The organism is Desulfothermobacter acidiphilus, assembly GCF_052073645.1.
GTDB classification, from domain to species: Bacteria; Bacillota; Desulfotomaculia; order Desulfotomaculales; family Ammonificaceae; genus Desulfothermobacter; species Desulfothermobacter acidiphilus.
On sequence record NZ_CM125440.1, the window covers coordinates 1,555,662 to 1,575,693 of the forward strand.

Genomic DNA, 20,032 nt, shown 5'->3' on the forward strand with positions numbered 1-20,032 from the left:
ACTCAAACCCTTAGACTTTGATGATGCCCAACACGCCCAAAATGCCTATCAGAGCGCCTACCCCGCAAGCGCCCCAGGCCCACAGGCCCCACAACCAGCGCAAGCGGCGTCGAGTATCTTCCGAACAAAAGTTACCAAAATAGGCGAAGAAGGCGAAGTAACAAAAATAGAATAGCTGATAAGGATTATGCGTGGAGTAAGCATTATAACCCATGAAACCGAGAAATCCTAGAAATCCCAAAAAACCTAGGTACCGTTGCTGCCCACTCATCGGCGTACCTCCCGACCGGCCCGAGCAATGTTTTGGCCGCTCAACTAAACTATACCGTTTAATCCATTTCTCTGCAATAAAAACCTCACCTGGCGAATAGGTGTTTTGCTTGGCTAAGCAAACGGCACCGCAACTTAACCAACAGCCTTCCCCAACCAAGGAGGTCAACCTGTGCGCTAGTGGTTGTTCTCCAACCTCAAGCTAGCCCATGCCGTTCCCAGAGATGCCGATAAATCGAACATCGATGCAGCAATTCGCAATGCTTTCCCCGATCCACCACCCTTCCCCGATCCAATACCACGATCTCGTCCATGAGCTCCAGAGCAAGGGGGCGATGAGTGATGAGCAGCAGGGATTTTTCTCTAGTGCTTTCCAGCCAACGATAAAAAAGGTTCCGGGCAGCGATGGGGTCCAGCCCCGTGGTAGGTTCGTCTAACAGCAGGATAGGAGCTCCTTTGAGCAGAGCGCGCAGCAGGGCCAGGCGCTGCCTTTCGCCCCCGGAAAGCATAAAGCCTCGATCGCCGATAGGGGTTTCGTATCCCTGAGGCAGAGCGAGAATATCCTGGTGCACCCCTAACTTGCGGGCCCACTCCTCGACTTCCTCCCTGGCCATGCCCGGGCGGGCCAAGAGTAAATTTTCGATCACAGTGGCGTTGAAAAAGTACACCTCCTGGGGCACCGCAGCCAGATAGCCCCGCACCGCCTCCGGGTCCATAGTTTTCAGTTCGCAGTGCCCTAGATAGATGTGCCCATCTTGGTAATCCCAGAAGCGCAATAGCAAGTTGAGCAAAGTGCTTTTTCCAGCTCCGCTGGGCCCTACCAGCGCCAACCGCCGTCCGGGTGGTAAAGTTAGCTCCACCCCATCCAACACCCATGGGCCCTGAGGATGATAGCGGAAACGCAGCCCTTGGGCCCTCAGCGTTAGGTCCTCCGGGCGGCAGTCCGTCACAACCGCAGGGGGAGTAGCCACGCTGAGGGCCCCTAACAATCGCTCCTTGGCTTCCCGACACTCCTGACGGTAACGGGGCAAAAGTAACAAGGGTCCCCACGCCTCCATAGCCGTGAAGACCATCAGGGGCAAAACAGCAAACAGCGCCCCGTCCAGTCGACCCCGGCGCAGCAGGTAAGCAGCAGCTACCAATAGAAGCACCAGCGCCAGCCGAGCTCCGAAGTCGCTCAGAGCCTCGGCCCCTGCCTCTAACGCTCCCCGCCGGTAACGCGCCCGGGCAAAACGTTGCCTCCAAACGGTTAATTCCTTCCCCACCCGCTCTGCCAGATTAAAAGCGAGAATTTCGCGCAGCCCCTCCGCCGCTTCTACCAGAGCAGTGCTGAGCCCCTGGCGCGACCAAGCCTCTTCAGCCCCTTGTTGCCGCGTCAGGCGCTGGAAGCAAAGGGGCCAAACCACCCCCAGCAGCAGAGACACTGCTAGAAAGAGCTCCGCCAGCAAGTGGGCATAAAAAGCCAGAAAGATCACCAGAGCTAGCCCCATTCCCATCGCCACACCGGTGGGAGCCAGCACCCGGAGGTAAAGGTTTTCCAGAGCCTGAATGTCATTGACCAAAGAACTTAACAAACGAGCGCTGGAACGCCCTTGGAAGGCAGATGGAACTCTAGGCTCCAGTTCCTGGTAAAACCAGGAGCGTAGCCAGGTTGACCAGCGAAAGGTGGCGTCGTGGGCCAAACAGCGCTCCGCGTAGCGGAAAATAGCCCGGGTAACCCCGAAGAACCGCACCGCCACCGTAGCCAGCAGGAGCTCCCCGAAAGGGGGATGCAAGGCTGCGGTAACGATAAGCCAAGTGGCCGTGCCGATAAGCCCCACATTGCTGGCCACCGCCAGCAAGCCTAAAAAAGCGGCCAAGGCCAGTTCGGGTAAATAGCGGCCCCACTGGTCCTTAAAGCTTCGCTCCAGTAGCATAAGGATTCCCCCTGTAGGCCTGAAGAAACTCGCGGAGCACCCCCGGATTGCGATTCAATTCCTCCGGTCGCCCCGCCTCCACCAGAGTCCCCTCTTGCAGTAACAAGACCCGATCCACTTGATCCAGAATGTTCAGATGGTGGGTTATGAGCAGCACGGCGCGGTCGCGGGCTAAAGCCCTGAGCGCCCGGAAAAAAGCCAATTCGCCCTCGCGATCCAAAGCCGTGGTAGGCTCGTCCAGCAAGAGCAGAGCCGACGGTTTGAGCAGAGCTCGGGCCAGGGCGATACGCTGCACCTGCCCCCCACTCAGCCCCCACCCTCCTTCCCCCACCCGGGTAGCGTACCCCTGGGGTAAAGCGGCAATAGTTTCTTCTAGTTCCAGCAAGCGTATAGCTTCTTGCAGTCGCTTGTCCGGGATGGGTTCCGTCGAAGCTAAGTTATCCAACACCGTACCCGGCCACAGGCGCGGCTGCTGAGGAAGAAAACTCACCCTGAGACGCCACTCTCCTGGCACCAGGTCTTTTAGTGGCACTCCGTTCACCCGAATTTCTCCCTGGGTGGGATCGATAAACCGCAGGAGCAGATAGGCCAGCGTGCTCTTGCCGGCTCCGGTGGGCCCTAGCAAGGCCACTCTTTCGCCCGGCTCCAATTTCAAGTTCACTCCCCGGAGCACTGGTTGGCCTTGTTCCCGGTAAGCATAAGAAACCTCTTCGAGCGTGACAGTGAAGGGAGCTCCGGGCACTGGGCGGGGGGAGGAAGGTAGCGAGATCGGTGGCCTGAGGCTGAGATAAGCGGTGATCTCTCGCGCCGCCGCCACCCCGGCCAGGCGAACGTGGTAGCGTCCACTCAGCTGCCGCAGGGAAAAATAATATTCCGGCGCCAAAAGGAGCAGGAAAAAGGCCGGGAAAAAAGGCATCTCTCCCACCAGCAGCCGCAGGCTAACCGTGACCGCCACCATGGCCGTACCCAGAGTGGTGAGGAGCTCCAGCACCAGCGCTGAAAGAAAGGTAACCCGCAACACCTCCATAGTGGTCTCCCGGAAACGGCTCCCCACCAGCCAGAGTTTATAGCCGTGCTCCCGGCTGCGGCCGAAGGCCTTTAGAGTGACCAATCCCTGCAAGAGATCTAGAAGATAATCGTTGAGCCGTCCCAATTGCTCCCAGCGAGCCTGTGCTCGACCGTCGCCCCATTTTCCAATCAGGATGAGCAGAACCACCGCAGCCACGGTGGATACGATTAAGATGGCAGCGGTAACTGGTAAAGTGAGAAGAGCCACCAGCCAGAGGACCAAAGCTACCGTACCCGCCGTCACCAGCAGGGGAAGATAACGGTGCAGGTAGGCCGACACCGCTTCCACCTTGTCCATGAAAAGACCCACTTTTTCCCCGGCCCGGGTTTCCAGATCGGCTAGGGGGCCCAACTCCACCAACTTATTCCACAAAACACCCCGGAGCTCCTCCTCTACCCGCAGAGCCGAGCGAAGGGCCAGCAATTCTCGTAACCAATGCGTCAGCAGGCGGAGAGCGAAGACCAGCAGCAGGAGGATCAGCCAGGACAACGACTCTTCCACGGTTCTTCCCTGCAAATAAACCAACTGCACCACATTGGCGAGGCAGCCGGCCTGCCCAGCAGCGAGCAGGCCGGCCAGCAACCCTAGGATAGCACTCCCCCACCAGTAAAATTTGAGCCCCGTGGAAGTTAATCGCAAAAGCTCACGGTCGACCATGATCCACCCTTAATAGTACAAATCCTTGGGCGTTATGCGCTGCCGGAAAGTCCAGTAAGTCCAACCCTGATACAGCAATACCAGCGGAACCAGCAGCAAAGCTACGATGGTCATTACTTTCAACGTGTAAGGGCTGGAGGAAGCGTTGTACACCGTTAGGCTCCATTCCGGGTTAAGGCTGGAAACCATCACCCGGGGGAAGAGGGCGCAGAAGAAGGTAAAGGTTAAACCAACCACACTTATTCCCCCCAAAGCGAAAGCCCAGCCACTGCGATGGGCCTTCAAGGCCAGATAGCTTCCCAACAACAACGCCAGCACTAACAGGAAAAGCGCCAAGGCCACTGGTTTGCTACCCAGCCCTATGGTTCCTAGGCTGAGAAGGAAGAACAGGGCCAGGAAACCTATGGCTAGCCACAAGAGCGGCGCAGCGTATTTGCGGGCTCTCTCCTCCAACTCCCCTACCGTGCGAATGGTCACAAATAGAGCTCCGTGGGCCAGGAAGAGACAAGTAAACGCCAGTCCCCCCAGCAGGGTATAGGGAGAGAGCAGATCGAAGAAGCTGCCCACGTATTGCATCTCGGCGTTGATAGGAACCCCTTTGAGCAGGTTGGCGAAAGCCACCCCCCACAACAAAGAGGGCAACAAGCTGCCGAAACAAAGCGCCCCGTCCCAGAAGCGGCGCCATCCAGGACTCTGGTCCAGGTGGCGGAACTCGATAGCCACCGCTCGCAAGATCAGCGCTACCAGGATTAAGAAAAGCGCCAGGTAAAAACCGCTGAAGAGAGTAGCGTACCAGTTGGGGAAAGCAGCGAATAAAGCGCCCCCAGCCGTGATGAGCCACACCTCGTTGCCATCCCAGAAGGGCCCAAAAGTGTTGATCAGCATTCGCCGTTCGCTATCGGTGTGCCCCAGGAAGGGAACTAGCACCCCCACACCGTAATCGAACCCTTCCAGAAAGAAATAGCCAGCAAAGAGCACAGCGATCAGTAAAAACCAAAGGATGTTTAGCTCCATAACGACACCTCCTTTTCCGGCTTAGCTGTGCCTGCCTCCTTAGGACCCTGTTTAGCGAAACGAGTCAGAAGCGAAACATCAAGCACCACCAAAATGCCCAGAAGGAAAGTGAAGCCCAGCAAGGTGATCAAGAGCTGGCCCGAAGTAACGCAGGGAGACAGGGCCTGCTCCACCCGCTGCAGGCCGTAAACGATCCAGGGTTGCCGCCCCACCTCGGTCATGGCCCAGCCCGCTGTGTTGGCCACGTAAGGCAGGGGCAAAGAGTAAAGCACGGCTTTCAAGACCGCGGGCTTGTCTTCCAGCCTCCCTTTCCGGTAGAGATAATAGGCGTAAAAGCTCAGCAGAAGCAGCCAAATCCCCAACCCCACCATGATGCGGAACGACCAGAAAGTAATGGCCACTGGGGGAATGTAATAGCCGGGCCCGTAATGAGCCACCATCTCCTGCTGCAACTCCTTAATTCCCTCTACCCTAGCAGTGAAGGAGTTATGAGCCAGGAAGCTTTCCAAAGCCGGCAGGGACAAAGCCAAACGGTTGGTCTGCTCCTGCTGATCCACCCACGCGATTAAGTTAAGGGGGGCGGGTTGGGAGGTATGCCACAGAGCGTTAGCCGCAGCGATCTTCATGGGCTGGGTCTCGACCAGGTGTATTCCCTGAAAGTGGCCTGTAAAGGCCACCAAAAAAGTGGCAATCATGCCCGCGATCAGACCTATGCGCATGGAGGGACGGAAAACCTCTAGATGGGTCCGGCGCAGTAAATGGTAGGCGCTGATGCCCATTACGAAGAAAGAAGCGGTGGTAAGACCCGCGATCACGGCGTGCGGAAACTGGGTGAAGACGTTAGGGTTGGTAGCTAGCGCCAAGAAATTGTTCATCTCCGCCCGCCCGGAGCGCAGCACAAAACCCACCGGTTCCTGCATGAAAGAATTGGCGATCAAAATCCACAGGGCCGACAGGTTGGAAGCAATAGCCACCAGCCAGATAGCCAGGAGATGCAGTCGCTTGGAAATACGATCCCAACCAAAAATCCAGACGCCTAAAAAGGTGGACTCTAAAAAGAAGGCTAGCAAGGCCTCGATAGCCAGAGGAGCACCAAAGACATCACCCACGAAGCGGGAATACTCGGACCAATTCATGCCGAAGTGAAACTCCTGCAGGATACCGGTCACCACTCCCAAAACGAAGTTGATCACGAAAAGCTTACCCCAAAATTGAGTCATGCGCTTGTACTTTTCTTCGCCGGTACGCACGTAATAGGTCTCCATTACGGCCACCAGAATGGAGAGCCCCAGAGTGAGGGGGACGAAAAAGAAATGGTAAATGGCCGTGATAGCAAATTGCCAACGGGCCAGAGCCAGGGTTAAAGGGTCCATAGAGATCCTCCCTCCTTCGCTTCTTTAGATTGGAGCTCGCGCGCCCGCTCCGCCAGCGTAGCGAAGTCGTAACGCTCCAATTCTTCTCGCAGCAGAAATTGGAGTTTGCCCAGCACCTCGTGCACCGGGCATACGTGAGCCCATTTTTTACTACAATAATCCGCATCGATAAAACAGCGATTAAGTCGGATAGGTCCTTCCACTGCTTCCCAAACCTCCCGCAGGGTAATGGTGCTCGCCGGCCGAGCCAAAGCGAAGCCGCCTCCCACTCCCCGGTAAGAACGCACTATACCCGCTCGGGTAAGGTCGCGCACTACCTTAAGCAAAAAGCGCAAGGGGATGCTTTCTTCCCGCGCCAGTATCTGGGCACATACCACCTCCCCCGAAGGTCGCATGGCTAGGTTCAACACCACCCGGATGGCATAGTCAGCCGCCTGACTCAAACGCATCACCATCAACTCCGCTATCTATACCGCAGTGGTATAGTTTGCTTCCAGTTTAAGGCTGCAGACCGTTTCCCGTCAAAACTCCCCAACCGCCGTATCTACCTTTTTAACAGCCTATTCGTCTTTGAACTTGTTATTTTTGCTCTATCTCTGCGGATTTTAAAATTAAAAAAATTTTAGTTTGAGACACGAGCCAGCGAAGGTAAAACCATCCCGGAGGGCGAAATAAAGCAAAAAGCCGCTTTTAAGGAGGGATACAAATAATGTGGGGTAGGAAACTTACCGAAGGAGTCTATTCGGTAGGCGCCATAGACTGGGACCGGAGGCTTTTCGACGAACTCATACCCTTGCCCAACGGAACCACCTATAACGCTTACTTGGTGAAGGGAAGCGAGAAGACCGCCCTCATCGACACGGTCGACCCCAGCAAGAAAAAAGACCTTTTTCATAACTTGAAGCAATTGGGTGTCGAGCGGCTCGATTACGTCGTTTCTAACCATACCGAGCAAGATCACTCCGGCTCTTTGCCCGATGTCCTGTCCACTTATCCCGAAGCTAAGGTAGTAACCAATTCCAAATGCAAAGCCCTGCTCATCGATCATCTCCACCTGCCGGAGGATTGCTTTCTGGTAATCAATGACGGCGAGCGACTATCCCTGGGAGACAAAACCTTAACCTTCATGCTGGCCCCCTGGGTGCACTGGCCCGAGACCATGTTCACTTACTTGGTGGAGGACAAAATTCTTTTCCCCTGTGACTTTTTAGGTTCCCACTTCGCTACCAGCGACCTCTTTGCCACCCGGGAGCGGGAAATCTACCTGGCCGCCAAGCGCTACTACGCTGAAATCATGATGCCCTTCCGCAGTCACGTGCAGAAATATTTACAACGCCTAGAAGAGCTACCGCTGGCCTTCATCGCTCCTAGCCACGGGCCCGTTTATCACCGCCCGGAGTTCATCTTGTCCGCTTACCGGGACTGGGCCTCCGACCAGGTGAAGAACGAAGTTCTCATACCGTATATATCCATGCACGAGAGCACCGCCCGCATGGTAGAGCATTTACTCGAAGCGCTGGTCAACCGGGGACTAGAAGCCTCTCCCTTTAACTTGACCTACACCGACTTGGGAGAGCTGGCCATGGCCATGGTGGACGCGGCTACCATCGTGTTGGCTACCCCTACCGTCCTGGGCGGGCCTCACCCCACCGCCCTTTACGCTGCCTACCTGGTGGGGGTGCTCCGGCCCAAGACCAGGCTCGCAGGGCTCATCGGCTCTTACGGTTGGGGGGGCCGGACGGTGGAGATAGTAAGCGAGTTCTGGAAAACCTTGAAAGCCGAGTTCCTGGAACCGGTGCTGGTAAAGGGGCTACCGCGGGAGGAGGATTTAAAGAAACTGGACGAGCTGGCCGAGGCCATTGCCCAGCGCCACCGGGAATGGGGCATTCTGGGCTAACGCAACAGATGAACGTTTCCCAGGCGCACCCTTTTAAGCCCCGCTTCCCGGGCGGCTTGGTAACATTCTTCCGCCTCCCTACGGCTCAGAAGCGGCAGATCGCGCATCAGGTGGTGGGGGGAAAAGGCCAGCAAGGTATAGGGAATGGAAGGGTCGAGCTCAGCCAAAAAGCGCGCTATAGCTGCCACTTCCTCCGCTCCCACGTAGCCGGGAACCAAAAGAGTGCTGGCCACCAGCAGAGGGGGCTCGGGGCGCAGGGGCAAGTAGCGGGAAAGGTAGCGGAAGTTATAAAGCGTCTGCCGGTTGCTCACCCCGGTGAGCAGCCGGTGCAGATCCTCGTTCCAGGCCTTGAGGTCGAACTTTATGCACCCGCCCGACTCCAGGGCCAGCTCCGCCAAGGCGTCGAGGTAGCGGGGATGAATGTTGCCGTTGGTCTCCCAGCAAAGGCGCAGGATCCGGCCCCCGGCCCTGGCGCGGGCCAGCCGGGCCGCCTGGAGAGTAAAGGGCATCTGCGGTGAGGGGTCGCCGCCGAAAAAGCAAACGCAGGCCGTCTCCTCGTCGATGGCCGCCACCAGCTCCTCTGGGCTTACCAGAGGAGCTTTCTTCTTTGCCATGCGGAGGTAAACGCTGTTCTGGCAGTAGAGACAGTCGAAGGAACAAGCACCCAAGAAGACGGCTAAGTTTTTATAGCCCTCTTCCGGCCCCGGGCGGTAGGCGTAGCGGGGAAAGCCGGCGCCGGTACCGCCGGGACACACCCAGTCGGCCACGCAATTGGTGGGGAGAGGATCAAAGTAGAAGCTCAGAAGCCCCTGCCGGGAGGTTCCCGCCACTTGCTCCAGCCTTTTCCCGCGGCAAAAGCGCAGACCGCAAAAGCCCACCTCTCCCTCCCCCAGCTGGCAGCGGTTACCGCAGACCTGGCAGGTAAGCCCGCCAGGAGTGCGCGGCGGCAAAGGCGGCAAAGGAAAGCGACTCTGCGCGTGCGCTCTTGAAGCTATCTCGGCCCCTAACTCGGGATGCGCTTTAAGGCACTCGCCACAGATAAAGCCCAGCGCCTCGGATGTCGATTGCCCGCTGCCGCAAATACGACAACTCATTTTCCTCATCTCCCGGGAGGAGTATTTTGCTGAAAGCCGAAAGAACTTAAAACAAAAGAAAGCTCACTAAAGGAGGCTTCGGAATATTGGCTTTAAAGAGATTTTTCCCTTTAGCCCTGCTTTCCCTGCTCCTTTTATTCTCCGGCTGCGGCCAGAAGAAAGAGCCCTTGACCATCGGCACATTACCGATAATCGATAACCTGCCCTTCTGGGTGGCGGAGGAAAAGGGCTACTTCAAAGAGGCGGGTCTGGAAGTGAAATTTATTTCCTTCCCCAGCGCGGTGGAGCGAGACAGCGCCTTCGCCGCCGGCAAGATAGACCTGGCGGTGGGAGACCTCCTGGCCGTGGCCCAGATGCGCCAGGGGGGGATCAAAGTGAAGGCCATAGCGGTAGCGCAAGGGAGACAGCCGGGAGAAGCTCGCTTCGCCCTGCTTTCCGCCCCTAATTCGCGCCTCACCAGCGCAGCCAAACTCCGCAACGTCCCGGTGGCCTGCTCGCTCAAGACCATCAACGAATACTTGGTCGACCAGATGCTGGGAGACGCTGGCATTCCTCCCCAGGAGATAAAGAAGGTCTCTATACCTAAGATTCCGGTGCGCCTGGAAGCTCTGCTCAATGGTACTGTCGAAGCAGCTCTGCTGCCCGAACCCTTCGCTTCGTTAGCCGAGGCCAAAGGGGCGCACCTCCTGGCCGACTCCAGCCAGAGAAACTTAGCCCAGACGGTGATCATCGTCCGGGAAGAGGTTATCAACCAGCGCCTGCCGGAGCTCAAGCGCCTCCTGGAAGCCTATGACCGGGCGGTGGCCGACATCCAGCAGCATCCGCAAGCCTTCAACCGCATCTTGGAAGAAAAAGCGCAGGTGCCTAAAGAGGTGTTGCCCGGCGAGAAACACGGGATAAAGCTGGTCTTCTCTCCCGCCACCCTACCCAGCCCCGGGGAGCTAGAGGCCGTACTCAGCTGGCTCAAAAGCAGGAACTTACTAACCCAGCCACTGACTTACTTTGATCTGGTAGACCGACGGGTGCTGGAGCGTTGATCCGAGTAGAAAACCTTAAAGTCACCTATTCTACTCCGGCCGGTCCTGTAGAGGCCCTGGCGGGCGTGTCTTTCGCGGTGGAGCAGGGAAAAAGCTGCGCCGTCATCGGACCCTCGGGTTGCGGCAAGAGCACGCTCCTTTATGTGTTAGCTGGTCTCAAGCAGGACTTCGAAGGAGAAGTGAAAGTGGCGGGAGAAAGAGCAAAAGCTGGGAGAAGTCAGACGGCCCTCATCTTGCAGCACTTTGGCCTTCTCCCTTGGAAGAACGTTTGGGGAAATGTGGCCTTAGGGCTTAAAGTGCGCCGTTTCCCTACCCGAGAAATAGAGAAGCGAGTGACCTTCTGGCTCGGAAATTTGGGACTTTACGACCTCCGCCACCTTTACCCGGCTCAGCTTTCTGGTGGGCAATGCCAGCGGGTAGCCATTGCCCGCGCCTTGGTGCTGCAACCCGATCTCCTGCTTATGGATGAGCCCTTTTCTTCTCTGGACGCCCTGACGCGGGAAGCCCTGCAGGAGACCCTGCTGAGGATATGGCGGGAGATCAAGTGCACCATTGTGCTGGTGACCCACAGCATCGAGGAGGCCGTCTTCTTGGGGCAGAAGGTAGCGGTCCTCTCCCCACGCCCAGGGAGGGTGGTGGCCGTTTATTCCCACCCCTTGGCAGGAAACGAGTCCTGGCGCCACCACCCGGACTTTTACCCGGCCTGCACTCGCGTCCGTCAGGAGTTGTTTCGCGCCTGCGAGGGTAAGGTAGGATGAGCAAGCAACTCTCTTCCCTGACCGCTCTTTTAGTTCTCTTGGTTCTATGGGAGTTGATGGCGAAAGGCTTGCACCTGCCCGCTCTGCCCCCGGCAAGTCAAGCCCTCGCCGCTTTCTTTAAGGAATTACCCGGACCCCTGGGCTTCAACTGGCTGGTAAGCACCTATCGCATCCTGGCTGGTATGTTCCTGGCCACGGTATCCGCCGTGCCCTTGGGGCTTTTTCTGGGGCGATGCCCCTGGGCCGACCGTCTGCTGGGACCTTTTTTTTCTCTGATTTACCCCGTGCCCAAAGTAGTCCTGGTGCCGCTCATCATGGTGATAGTCGGCCTGGGGGACTCCGCCAAGATTCTACTCATCACTCTAGTCCTCTTCTTCCAGATCCTTCTGCCGGTGCGAGACGGCGCCCGCCACCTCTCCCCTTACCTGGTCGATGCCGTCACCGCTTTAGGAGTGCGGGGGCTAGCTTTTTACTGGCACGTAGTTTTCCCCGCCGTGCTACCGGAGGTGCTTACCGGCCTGCGGGTGGCCTCAGGAACCGCCATCGCCGTCCTCTTCTTCGCCGAGACCATCGCCAGCCAAGAAGGGCTGGGGTACTATCTGCTCGATGCCTGGACGCGCTACGCCTACCCCGACCTTTACGCCGGAGTTTTAGCCATGAGCCTTCTGGGGTTCATCCTTTACTCCCTTCTGGAATGGCTCGAGCGCCGGCTCTGCCACTGGAAGTATCTTTAGAGGAGCCCTGCCTCGCGCAAGAGCTCCGCCAGCTTCTCCTTTTCCACTTGGTTAGCCTCCACCAGAGGCAGCCGGGGGGGGCCCACATTGAAACCCAGAAGGTTAAGCGCCGCCTTCACTGGCACCGGGTTGGTGGTAATGAACATACCCTTCATTAGAGGGTAGAGATCTCGGTGAATCTTAGCTGCCAGCGTAACGTTCCCGCTATGGTAGGCGCTAATCATCTCCTTCAAACGCGCACCTACTAGGTGAGCCACCACGCTAACCACCCCTCTACCACCTAGGGCCAGGATGGGTAGGGTAAGAGCATCGTCACCGCTGTACAGCGCGAAATCGTCGGGGAGCAAGCGCCGCAGCTCGCTTACTTGATCCAGATTCCCCGAAGCCTCTTTGAGAGCCACGATGTTGGGGACATCCCGCGCCAGGCGGGCCACCGTGGATGGCAAAAGATTGACCGCCGTGCGCCCGGGCACATTGTAAAGCATTACGGGAAGGTTGGTGCTGGTGGCCACGGCGCGGAAGTGCTGGTACAGACCCTCTTGAGAGGGCTTGTTGTAATAAGGCGTCACCACCATGATGGCGTCCACACCCGACTTTTCCGCCGCTCGGGTAAGTTCCACGCTGGTAGCCGTGTCGTTACCGCCGGTGCCAGCCACCACCGTGGCCCGACCCCCGATCTCCTCGGCCACGGCGCTAAAAAGGGCGATTTTCTCCTCTTTGGTTAGCGTGGGTGACTCGCCGGTAGTCCCAGCCACCACCACCCCGTCGGAGCCGCTCTCCACTAAGCGGTGCGCCAGGCGCTTGGCCTGTTGCAGATCGAGGCGTCCCTCCCGGTCGAAAGGAGTAACCATGGCAGTCAGCACGTAACCCAAGTCCAGACTCATTTCCCCACCACCCTAACAAACTTTTACAGCCATCCGGAACTCACTACCAACTCGGCGATCTGCACCGCGTTGGTAGCCGCCCCTTTACGCAGCTGGTCGGCCACCACCCACAGGTTCAACCCCTTGTCCACCGAAATATCCTCTCGAATCCGCCCCACGAAGACCTCATCCCGGCCCGTAGCGGTTAAAGGCATGGGATACTGGAGGCTGCCCGGATCATCCACCACCTCCACCCCTGGAGCTCGCCTTAGCAATTCGCGAGCTGCCGCCGCGGAAAGTTTACTTTCCGTCTCCACGTTAACCGCTTCCGAATGCGAGCGAAAAACCGGAACCCGCACCGTGGTGGCCGTGATAGCCAACCGCTCGTCGTGCAGAATTTTGCGGGTCTCTTTCACCATCTTCCACTCTTCCCGGGTGTAGTCTTGCTCCGCGAAGACATCGATGTGGGGGATTAAATTAAAGGCTATAGGGTGCGGGAAAACCTGGGGCGGGTACTCCTTACCTTCGAGCACGGCCTGGGTTTGCCGGCGGAGTTCTTCGATAGCCGCCGCCCCTGCCCCGGAAACGGCCTGATAGGTGGCCACCACCACCCGCCGAATACCAGCAGCATCGTAGATAGGCTTGAGCGGAACCACCATGATGATGGTGGAACAGTTGGGATTGGCGATTAGACGCTTATGCTGGCGGGCGTCTTCCGGATTAACCTCCGGCACCACCAGGGGGACTTCAGGATCGAGGCGGAAAGCACTGGAATTATCAATCACCAACGCCCCTTGTTCCCGCGCCTTCAGGGCGAATTCCTTGCTGGCGGAACCACCGGCGAAGAAAGCGATGTCTACTCCAGCGAAGCTATCCTCACCGGTGGCCTCCACTCTATAAGTCTCGCCGCCGAACCTTATTTCTTTCCCGGCCGAGCGGGCGGTGGCCAGAGGCAATAGCCGCTTAACCGGGAAGCGGCGCTCTTCCAGCACCTGAAGAATTTCCTGGCCCACCGCACCGGTGGCCCCCACCACTGCTACATTGAACAAAACTAGACTAAACCTCCTTTTACCCCACCGCTTGCTGGACGTAATTCACCAGCACTGGCTGAAGTTGTCGCCCTTGCAGGGCGTGAAGCACGGTATCAAGCAGCAAATCCATCTTTGCTACTAAAGAATTAGGCTTTTTGACCGGATCATCCTGCCCGAAAGGAACGAAATAGACATTTTTAGCGTTGAGCAGCGTCCCCAGATTTTTCGCGTTCAAGCCTAAGCCGTCGTTGGTGGAAACGGCCAGGACCACGGGGCGTTGGTTACGGAGCTGAGCCTTGATGGCCATAAGCACCGGCCCATCGGTAATGGCATTGGCCAGCTTAGCCAGAGTGTTACCAGTGCATGGAGCCACTACCAGAATATCCAGGAGACGTTGTGGTCCTATTGGCTCGGCCCCCACGATGCTTTCAATCACCGGCCGACCGGTTAAGGCGGTTAGTTTGGCCTTCCACTCCTCCGCCGCGCCGAAACGAGTATCGGTAGTGGCTACTTCCCGGGTAACGATAGGAATGATCTCCGCCCCCTCACGCAATAATCTTTCCACCTGCCGCAACGTCTCGCCCAAGGTGCAAAAGGAACCCGTCAAAGCGAAACCCATTTTGATTCCCCGCAAGCGCATCTGACACCGCCCCCTCAAGACATTACTGCCAGGTTTAGGCCCTTCTCTTGCAGCAAGATTTCCGCTATCACCTGGCCTAATATTTTGCCGGCCGTCTTGGGAGCCACTTTGCCCGGTAACGAAGGAGCTAACAGCGCTTGCCGCCCCAAAACCTGAGCCGCCTCAAAATCGGTGCCTCCGGGATAAGAAGCCAGGTCAATGATAAGCACCTCGGGGCGGGTGCAGCGGAGCAGACGAGCGGTGAGGACGGGAGCCGGGATGGTGTTGAAAAGGAGCTCGAATTCAGGCAGGTAGGTAGGTAGAGCCGCCAAATCCAGCACCCGGTAACCCGTTTCCAGAGCTCGGGCTCGCTCCGCCGGATCACGCGTAACCACCGATACGCGAGCTCCCAGAGCTTGCAAGCGGCGGGCCAGCGATTGACCAACCCGCCCGAAACCCAGCACCAGCACCACCAGACCGTGAATGGTCACTGGCAACCGCTCCATAGCCATCTGCAGCGCTCCTTCGGCAGTAGGAATGGAATTAAGAATGGCGAAATCGTCGCGGTCGGCTACCGGTACGAGCTTCAAACCCTTCAGCTCCGCCAGACGCCAAAGAAAGGAGTTGGCAAAACCGGTGAAAATCCACCCTGCCCGAGGCAAGAACTCGAAGTCCGTTGGCGCCAAACGCAAGGCACCGGTAGGAGATGGAAGACTTCCGTCTTCCTGAACACCTGGGAAGGGGAAGACCACTGCCTCGACCGCTTCTAATGCTGCCCGGACGCCCTCCACCGCTTCCACCCCGGAACAATTAGAGCGATGTCCCACTAGGCGTACCCGGGCCCCCCGCTGGGCCAATTCCTCAGCTGTATACACGGCTCTCTGGTCGCCCCCGATCACCGCTAGTGTGATCCCTTTAAGCTGGTTCGGTCGCATACGCTTTATCGCCCCCCACGGCCATTACAGTATATGTACCGGGGAAAGAGGAGGTGCGATAAAACCGCTATCCGAAGATCAGCCGGTCCAGGCCGTAAACCAACTGCTCCAATTCCATCACCTTTTTGATAGCCATAATCACACCCGGCATGAATGATTCGCGGGAAGTAGAATCGTGCCTGATAGTCAACGTCTGACCCAATCCCCCAAAAATAACCTCCTGGTGAGCCACGAGCCCCGGCAGTCGCACGCTATGAATCCTTACCCCTTCCAGGTTACCTCCCCGAGCTCCATCGAGCTTCTCCACCTCGGTGCGATCCCCCACCCCTTTTTCCTGCCGGCTACGGGCCACGATGTCCGCCGTTTGCAGAGCCGTACCCGAAGGGGCATCTAGCTTCTGCGGATGGTGCAGCTCGATGATCTCGACATCGGGAAAGTAGCGGGCAGCGATCCCGGCAAAGTGCATCATCAACACTGCCCCCAAAGCAAAATTAGGGACTATAAGCCCCCCCAAACGTTTCTCGCGACAGATCGCTTTTATTTCTTCCACATCTCGCTGAGCAATGCCCGTAGTGCCCACCACCGGACGCACGCCGTATTCCAGAGCGGTCTTGATATTAGCTACCGCCGCTCCCGGCGTGGTGAAGTCAACCATCACCGTGGCTTTGCTCGTCCGCAGCACCTCGGCTAGATCCCCACGCACGGTCACCCCCAGAGCTTCGATCCCGGCCAGCAAACCGACATCCTGACCTGGGTGACCGGGATCAACCGCTCCCACCACTTCCATCCCCGGCGTTCGGCTGACCGCCTTCACCACTTCCCGACCCATTCGGCCAGCCGCACCGGTAACCACTACCCGGATCAATTTCCCCCTCCTAACTTTGGCCCGGTTTTAAACCTTATTGTTATACTTAGACTCAGGCAAGTCAAGCCATCGAATTAGGAGGAGGAAACGGTTCGAGAAGCCAAGCAGGAAGGACGGAGTCGCCGGCTCACAGCAAATTATGCAAACCTATAAAGACGAGAATAGCCCCGCTCAGGAAAACGCTAAACTGCCCCAAAGACCATCTCCCGATACGCACCGTCGCCAGGCGCGCGCCCAGAGCTATACCTCCCCGCACGGCTATAAAACTTCCCAGAGCCGCCAAGGAAGAAACCAGGAAGGGCGAAAGCCCCAAAATACCGGCTCCCAAACCGTTAACCAGAGCGTTAAGCGAAAGCGCCACCCCCAAAAGCAGCGCCTCCCACAAACTTAAGTCGCCGGAGCGATCCAGATCAGCTCTGGTGGGAGTGCGTAAAATATCCCCTATCCCCACTTCGACCCTTTCCTCCTGCTGGTTACGCCGGCGCTGCTGCCACGCCAGCAATGCAATGCGTAGCCCGACGAGAAAGAACAGCAAAGCCGCCGCCACATCGGCCACTTTACCCGGTAGCAACTTCCCGAACAGTTCCCCGCCAACTATACCGGCGTAACTAAAAAGAAAAGCTATCCCAGCTATAAGCCCGTTGTACCTTTCGCGGATCCTTATGCCACAGATGCCGTACGATAGCGCCGCTCCGAAATTGTCTAGACTAGAAGAAACAGACAACAGAAACGCTGTCAGCCACTCCATGTTTTGCTCCTCCCGCACCCGTGAGATTTCTACCAGTATATGAAAGAAGTTTTTTCTGGTTCGGCGCCTTTACGACGTGAAACTCCAGCAGGATTCCTCCTGCTCTGAGACGAATGTCTTTCAGGAAGAAGTCCCGCAAATTTAGGGGAATATGGGGGAATCGAGTTGCTCCGCAGTAGGAAAATCACCATTCACGGTCGTTCTCTGCCCTTGCCTCCCTGGTATTTTTTGGCCGCTTCCCTGCTCGCCCTCTTGCTTTTAAGTGGATTGGTCTTCGCCGCCCTGCAATTCCGATCCGCTCCCGCATCGCCTCCTCACCCTGACGCAGCCGAAAGCTTCTCCCCGACCCCTTCACCCCCGGGAAGTTCGGAAGAGTTGCTACCGGGCGACACCCTGCGTCACTCCAACTTCCAGCCTCAGGAAGCTCAGGATCAGCCCATATATCGCGCCGCGGGAAAGGGCGGTAAAAGAGTGGCCCTGACCTTCGATGACGGCCCTTATCCCGGTCTCACCGAGCAGTATCTGGCCGTGCTGGAGGCACACCAGGCCACCGCCACTTTTTTTGTCATCGGCTGCCGGGCCGAACGCTATCCGCATCTAGTAAGGGACATGAGTAGCAAGGGGCACGAGGTAGGCAGTCATTCTTGGCAACACGCCTGTCTGAGCAAAGTTAACAGCCTCGGAGCCAAGGAAGATTTGCTGCGCACCGCGCGCACATTGGAGAGCATCACCGGAAAACCAGTGCGCTATTTCCGCCCTCCTTACGGGGCGTTGGGGCCGGGAGTGATGGAAGCCGCGCGGGAACTGGATGAAAGCGTGGTCCTCTGGAATGTGGACCCCCGGGATTGGACCAATCCGGGCCCTCAGGCTATAATCCAGAGGGTGCTGGCCCAGGTGCGCGACGGCAGCATCATCTTACTGCACGAGGGGAGGCCAGGAACTCTCCAAGCCCTCCCCATCTTGATACGAGAGCTGCGGCAGCAGGGCTACGAGCTGGTAACCCTATCCGAGCTCCTCTCCTCCTCCGAGAAGCCCAGCGCCGCCGCTTCGCCTCCCCAAAAAGAAAAGGGCTACCGCCCTCCTTCGGTGAAGGAAACCACTTATCAACCGCCCTCGGTGAGCCGGACTACGTATTCTCCTCCGCAAGCCGGGGCCGGGGATAAAGCCCCGCCCGCCGAACAATTTCCGGCACCACTTCCTCCCAAGCGATAGCCATGATATGCACCCCGGCCACTCCCGGCACCTTCCGCAAGGCCTGAATGGTCTCCACCGCGATAGCTATCCCCTCCTCTTGGGGATCGGACGCTTTGGCCATCCTTTCCCTTATGCTTTCGGGCACGCTCACCCCCGGGACGTTTTCGTGCATGTACTGGGCCATGCGGGCCGATTTAAGGGGAACTACTCCGGGCAAAATAAAAACCCGCCGATCTAGTCCCTCCTGTCGCACCAAATCTAGCCAGCGGAGGAAGCATTCTAACTCAAAAATGCATTGCGTTTGTATGAAATCCGCACCCGCCTCAATCTTCTTGGCCAGTCGGAGAATCCGGATCTCGGCCGAACCGCCGCACGGGCTTTCGGCTGCCCCCAGGAAGAACCTGGGCTCCGGACCTTTGAGAGGAACACCGCTCTGGAACACCTTTTCATCGCGCAGCCTCCGCATCATGTCCAGGAGCTGCACGGCGTCGAGATCGAAAACCGGTTTGGCTTCTGGGTGATCACCTACCGAGGGGTGGTCGCCAGTGAGGCAAAGAAGATTGCGGAGGCCCAAACTGTAAGCTCCTAACAGATCGGCCTGGATGGCGATGCGATTGCGGTCGCGGCAGGTCATCTGCACCACCGGTTCTATCCCCTCTTGCAATAGGTGCACTGCCGCAGGGATGCTGGCCATACGCACCATGGCGGTCTGGCAATCGGTAACGTTAGCCGCATCCACGTAGCCACGTAGCAGCCGGGCCTTGCGGACGAGCGGCTCAGAGGAAGCGTGTTTCGGAGGTCCCACTTCAGCCGTGACCACGAACTCCCCCTGGCGAAGCAACCTTTCCAACCGGGAGCCAGCTTTCATTCTTTCACCTCTTGCCGTACCAACTTTTTCGGACCGCATCCCGAGGCTAATTGCCAATTCTTGGGAGGTAACAATTGCCGCAATAGATCCAGACGCCCAAAGCGCTGCAAGCGCTGGTAGATCAAAACCCACGCACAGGGGAGCTCCGGATTTACCTCACATCTTCCCTCTACAGCCCCGCCGCAAGGACCATTGAGCAAGCCTTTGGCGCAGCGCGCAACAGGGCATATTCCCCCCGTCAGATAAAGGATACATTCGCCGCATAGGCGGCAATATTCCTCCCACACTCCCAAGGCTACCGGCCCGCCCACCAGCAGGGTGTCCAAACCCGGCACCACCCAGAGCTCGGGGAAAGCTGCCACCAGATATTGCACCCCAACCCCGCATCCCAGCGAGATGATCGCTTCCACACCTTCGAGGGAGGATTTCAAGGGCTCCAGATACTCCAGCTCGCACTGGCGCTTTACCGCCATGGGAAGCGCTGCCAATTCGGACCCCCCGCTAACCCGGCGCTCGAGCTCCAGGGCCTTGGCCAGCACCCGAGTCTCCTTATCGCCTCCCGCCAGACAAACCGCCATACAGCTCTGGCAACCTATCACCGCCACGCGGCGGTAAGGGCGAACTTGCTCGGCCAAGAAAGCGATCGGCTTGGCTTTACCTACTATCATAGCGTTTCATCCCTTCTTTTCAAAGGGCTGGGGCCTAGGCAAGTCACCCGCTGCACCATTTCCCGAGCCAAGGTAGCGAAACGCTGCCCCATGGCCGAAGAAAGGTTATACATGGCCAGGCGCTCCGGCTCCAAACCTATGTCCTGCAGCAACTGCCGCAAGTGCTCCACCCGCTTACGGGCCCTGAGGTTGCCCCGCTGGAAGTGGCAATCCCCTTCGAGGCAACCGGCCACCATCACGCCGTCGGCTCCCGCGGCGAAAGCCTCCAGGATGAGCTCCTCCTCCACTCGGCCAGAGCAGGGCACCTCCACAATACGGAGGCCGGGCGGGTACTCGAGCCGTAGGCTACCTGCCAGATCGGCCGCCGCGTAAGCGCAATAGCGACAACAAAAGGCCACGATCACCGGCTCGAAGCAGGCCAT

General features: G+C 57.9%; 21 protein-coding genes. 5 read left to right on the top strand and 16 right to left on the bottom strand.

Going from position 1 to position 20,032, the window contains the following annotated elements; genetic code table 11:
* Window positions 1-10 precede the first annotated feature (10 nt).
* The 6 genes from ACTLLP_RS07910 to ACTLLP_RS07935 form a co-directional block, all read right to left on the bottom strand.
* The gene (locus ACTLLP_RS07910) at window positions 11-271 is read right to left on the bottom strand and encodes a DUF3796 domain-containing protein (protein ID WP_441058650.1); all 261 of its coding nucleotides are present in this window, start codon (window positions 269-271) and stop codon (window positions 11-13) included.
* A 196-nt stretch (window positions 272-467) separates the two neighbouring features.
* A complete protein-coding gene (gene cydC / locus ACTLLP_RS07915; protein ID WP_441058652.1) occupies window positions 468-2,186 on the bottom strand; it encodes a thiol reductant ABC exporter subunit CydC in 1,719 nt (572 codons plus the stop codon).
* On the bottom strand, window positions 2,164-3,912 hold the full coding sequence (gene cydD, locus ACTLLP_RS07920; RefSeq protein WP_441058654.1) for a thiol reductant ABC exporter subunit CydD: 1,749 nt from the start codon (window positions 3,910-3,912) through the stop codon (window positions 2,164-2,166). The genes cydC and cydD overlap by 23 nt, the downstream gene beginning before the upstream one ends.
* A gap of 9 nt (window positions 3,913-3,921) precedes the next feature.
* Window positions 3,922-4,926, bottom strand: coding sequence for a cytochrome d ubiquinol oxidase subunit II (gene cydB / locus ACTLLP_RS07925; protein WP_441058656.1), 1,005 nt, complete (start codon window positions 4,924-4,926; stop codon window positions 3,922-3,924).
* On the bottom strand, window positions 4,917-6,299 hold the full coding sequence (locus ACTLLP_RS07930) for a cytochrome ubiquinol oxidase subunit I (protein ID WP_441058658.1): 1,383 nt from the start codon (window positions 6,297-6,299) through the stop codon (window positions 4,917-4,919). Before ACTLLP_RS07930 ends, cydB begins: the two co-directional genes overlap by 10 nt.
* Window positions 6,287-6,748 carry an RrF2 family transcriptional regulator gene (locus ACTLLP_RS07935; RefSeq protein WP_441058660.1) on the bottom strand — a complete coding sequence of 154 codons (462 nt, stop codon included), beginning with the start codon at window positions 6,746-6,748 and terminating at the stop codon, window positions 6,287-6,289. Before ACTLLP_RS07935 ends, ACTLLP_RS07930 begins: the two co-directional genes overlap by 13 nt.
* Window positions 6,749-7,008: 260 nt before the next feature.
* On the opposite strand from ACTLLP_RS07935, the gene ACTLLP_RS07940 reads away from it, so the two are divergent.
* Window positions 7,009-8,196: an FprA family A-type flavoprotein gene (locus ACTLLP_RS07940; RefSeq protein WP_441058662.1), complete on the top strand. Its 1,188-nt coding sequence runs from the start codon at window positions 7,009-7,011 to the stop codon at window positions 8,194-8,196.
* Here ACTLLP_RS07940 and ACTLLP_RS07945 read toward each other — a convergent pair.
* Window positions 8,193-9,290 carry a radical SAM protein gene (locus ACTLLP_RS07945; protein ID WP_441058664.1) on the bottom strand — a complete coding sequence of 366 codons (1,098 nt, stop codon included), beginning with the start codon at window positions 9,288-9,290 and terminating at the stop codon, window positions 8,193-8,195. The genes ACTLLP_RS07940 and ACTLLP_RS07945 overlap by 4 nt on opposite strands.
* An 86-nt stretch (window positions 9,291-9,376) precedes the next feature.
* On the opposite strand from ACTLLP_RS07945, the gene ACTLLP_RS07950 reads away from it, so the two are divergent.
* From ACTLLP_RS07950 to ACTLLP_RS07960, 3 genes are read left to right on the top strand one after another with little or no spacing between them, the layout of a single operon-like run.
* On the top strand, window positions 9,377-10,327 hold the full coding sequence (locus ACTLLP_RS07950) for an ABC transporter substrate-binding protein (protein WP_441058666.1): 951 nt from the start codon (window positions 9,377-9,379) through the stop codon (window positions 10,325-10,327).
* Window positions 10,324-11,085 carry an ABC transporter ATP-binding protein gene (locus ACTLLP_RS07955; protein ID WP_441058668.1) on the top strand — a complete coding sequence of 254 codons (762 nt, stop codon included), beginning with the start codon at window positions 10,324-10,326 and terminating at the stop codon, window positions 11,083-11,085. Before ACTLLP_RS07950 ends, ACTLLP_RS07955 begins: the two co-directional genes overlap by 4 nt.
* The gene (locus ACTLLP_RS07960) at window positions 11,082-11,819 is read left to right on the top strand and encodes an ABC transporter permease (RefSeq protein WP_441058670.1); all 738 of its coding nucleotides are present in this window, start codon (window positions 11,082-11,084) and stop codon (window positions 11,817-11,819) included. The genes ACTLLP_RS07955 and ACTLLP_RS07960 overlap by 4 nt, the downstream gene beginning before the upstream one ends.
* Here the strand turns inward: ACTLLP_RS07960 and dapA are convergent.
* The 6 genes from dapA to ytaF form a co-directional block, all read right to left on the bottom strand.
* On the bottom strand, window positions 11,816-12,703 hold the full coding sequence (dapA, locus tag ACTLLP_RS07965) for a 4-hydroxy-tetrahydrodipicolinate synthase (protein WP_441058672.1): 888 nt from the start codon (window positions 12,701-12,703) through the stop codon (window positions 11,816-11,818). The genes ACTLLP_RS07960 and dapA overlap by 4 nt on opposite strands.
* Window positions 12,704-12,726: 23 nt before the next feature.
* Window positions 12,727-13,731, bottom strand: coding sequence for an aspartate-semialdehyde dehydrogenase (locus tag ACTLLP_RS07970; protein ID WP_441058674.1), 1,005 nt, complete (start codon window positions 13,729-13,731; stop codon window positions 12,727-12,729).
* A gap of 19 nt (window positions 13,732-13,750) precedes the next feature.
* Window positions 13,751-14,353: a dipicolinate synthase subunit B gene (locus tag ACTLLP_RS07975; protein WP_441058676.1), complete on the bottom strand. Its 603-nt coding sequence runs from the start codon at window positions 14,351-14,353 to the stop codon at window positions 13,751-13,753.
* 14 nt (window positions 14,354-14,367) lie between these two features.
* On the bottom strand, window positions 14,368-15,267 hold the full coding sequence (dpsA, locus tag ACTLLP_RS07980) for a dipicolinate synthase subunit DpsA (protein WP_441058678.1): 900 nt from the start codon (window positions 15,265-15,267) through the stop codon (window positions 14,368-14,370).
* 67 nt (window positions 15,268-15,334) lie between these two features.
* Complete coding sequence (dapB, locus tag ACTLLP_RS07985; protein WP_441058680.1) at window positions 15,335-16,132, bottom strand: 4-hydroxy-tetrahydrodipicolinate reductase; 798 nt, start codon at window positions 16,130-16,132, stop codon at window positions 15,335-15,337.
* A gap of 127 nt (window positions 16,133-16,259) precedes the next feature.
* Entirely contained in the window at window positions 16,260-16,898 is a 639-nt protein-coding gene (gene ytaF, locus ACTLLP_RS07990) for a sporulation membrane protein YtaF (protein WP_441058682.1), read from the bottom strand.
* Window positions 16,899-17,255: 357 nt separating this feature from the next.
* On the opposite strand from ytaF, the gene ACTLLP_RS07995 reads away from it, so the two are divergent.
* Window positions 17,256-18,092 carry a polysaccharide deacetylase family protein gene (locus ACTLLP_RS07995; protein WP_441058684.1) on the top strand — a complete coding sequence of 279 codons (837 nt, stop codon included), beginning with the start codon at window positions 17,256-17,258 and terminating at the stop codon, window positions 18,090-18,092.
* Here ACTLLP_RS07995 and ACTLLP_RS08000 read toward each other — a convergent pair.
* Genes ACTLLP_RS08000 through ACTLLP_RS08010 form a run of 3 tightly spaced genes read right to left on the bottom strand, consistent with a single transcriptional unit; the run spans window position 18,007 to window position 20,032 of the window.
* Window positions 18,007-18,942, bottom strand: a complete 936-nt coding sequence (locus ACTLLP_RS08000; RefSeq protein ID WP_441058686.1) for a methylenetetrahydrofolate reductase — start codon at window positions 18,940-18,942, stop codon at window positions 18,007-18,009. The two genes, ACTLLP_RS07995 and ACTLLP_RS08000, sit on opposite strands and share 86 nt — an antisense overlap.
* The gene (locus tag ACTLLP_RS08005) at window positions 18,939-19,610 is read right to left on the bottom strand and encodes a methylenetetrahydrofolate reductase C-terminal domain-containing protein (RefSeq protein WP_441058688.1); all 672 of its coding nucleotides are present in this window, start codon (window positions 19,608-19,610) and stop codon (window positions 18,939-18,941) included. Before ACTLLP_RS08005 ends, ACTLLP_RS08000 begins: the two co-directional genes overlap by 4 nt.
* Window positions 19,607-20,032: a hydrogenase iron-sulfur subunit gene (locus ACTLLP_RS08010; RefSeq protein WP_441058690.1), complete on the bottom strand. Its 426-nt coding sequence runs from the start codon at window positions 20,030-20,032 to the stop codon at window positions 19,607-19,609. Before ACTLLP_RS08010 ends, ACTLLP_RS08005 begins: the two co-directional genes overlap by 4 nt.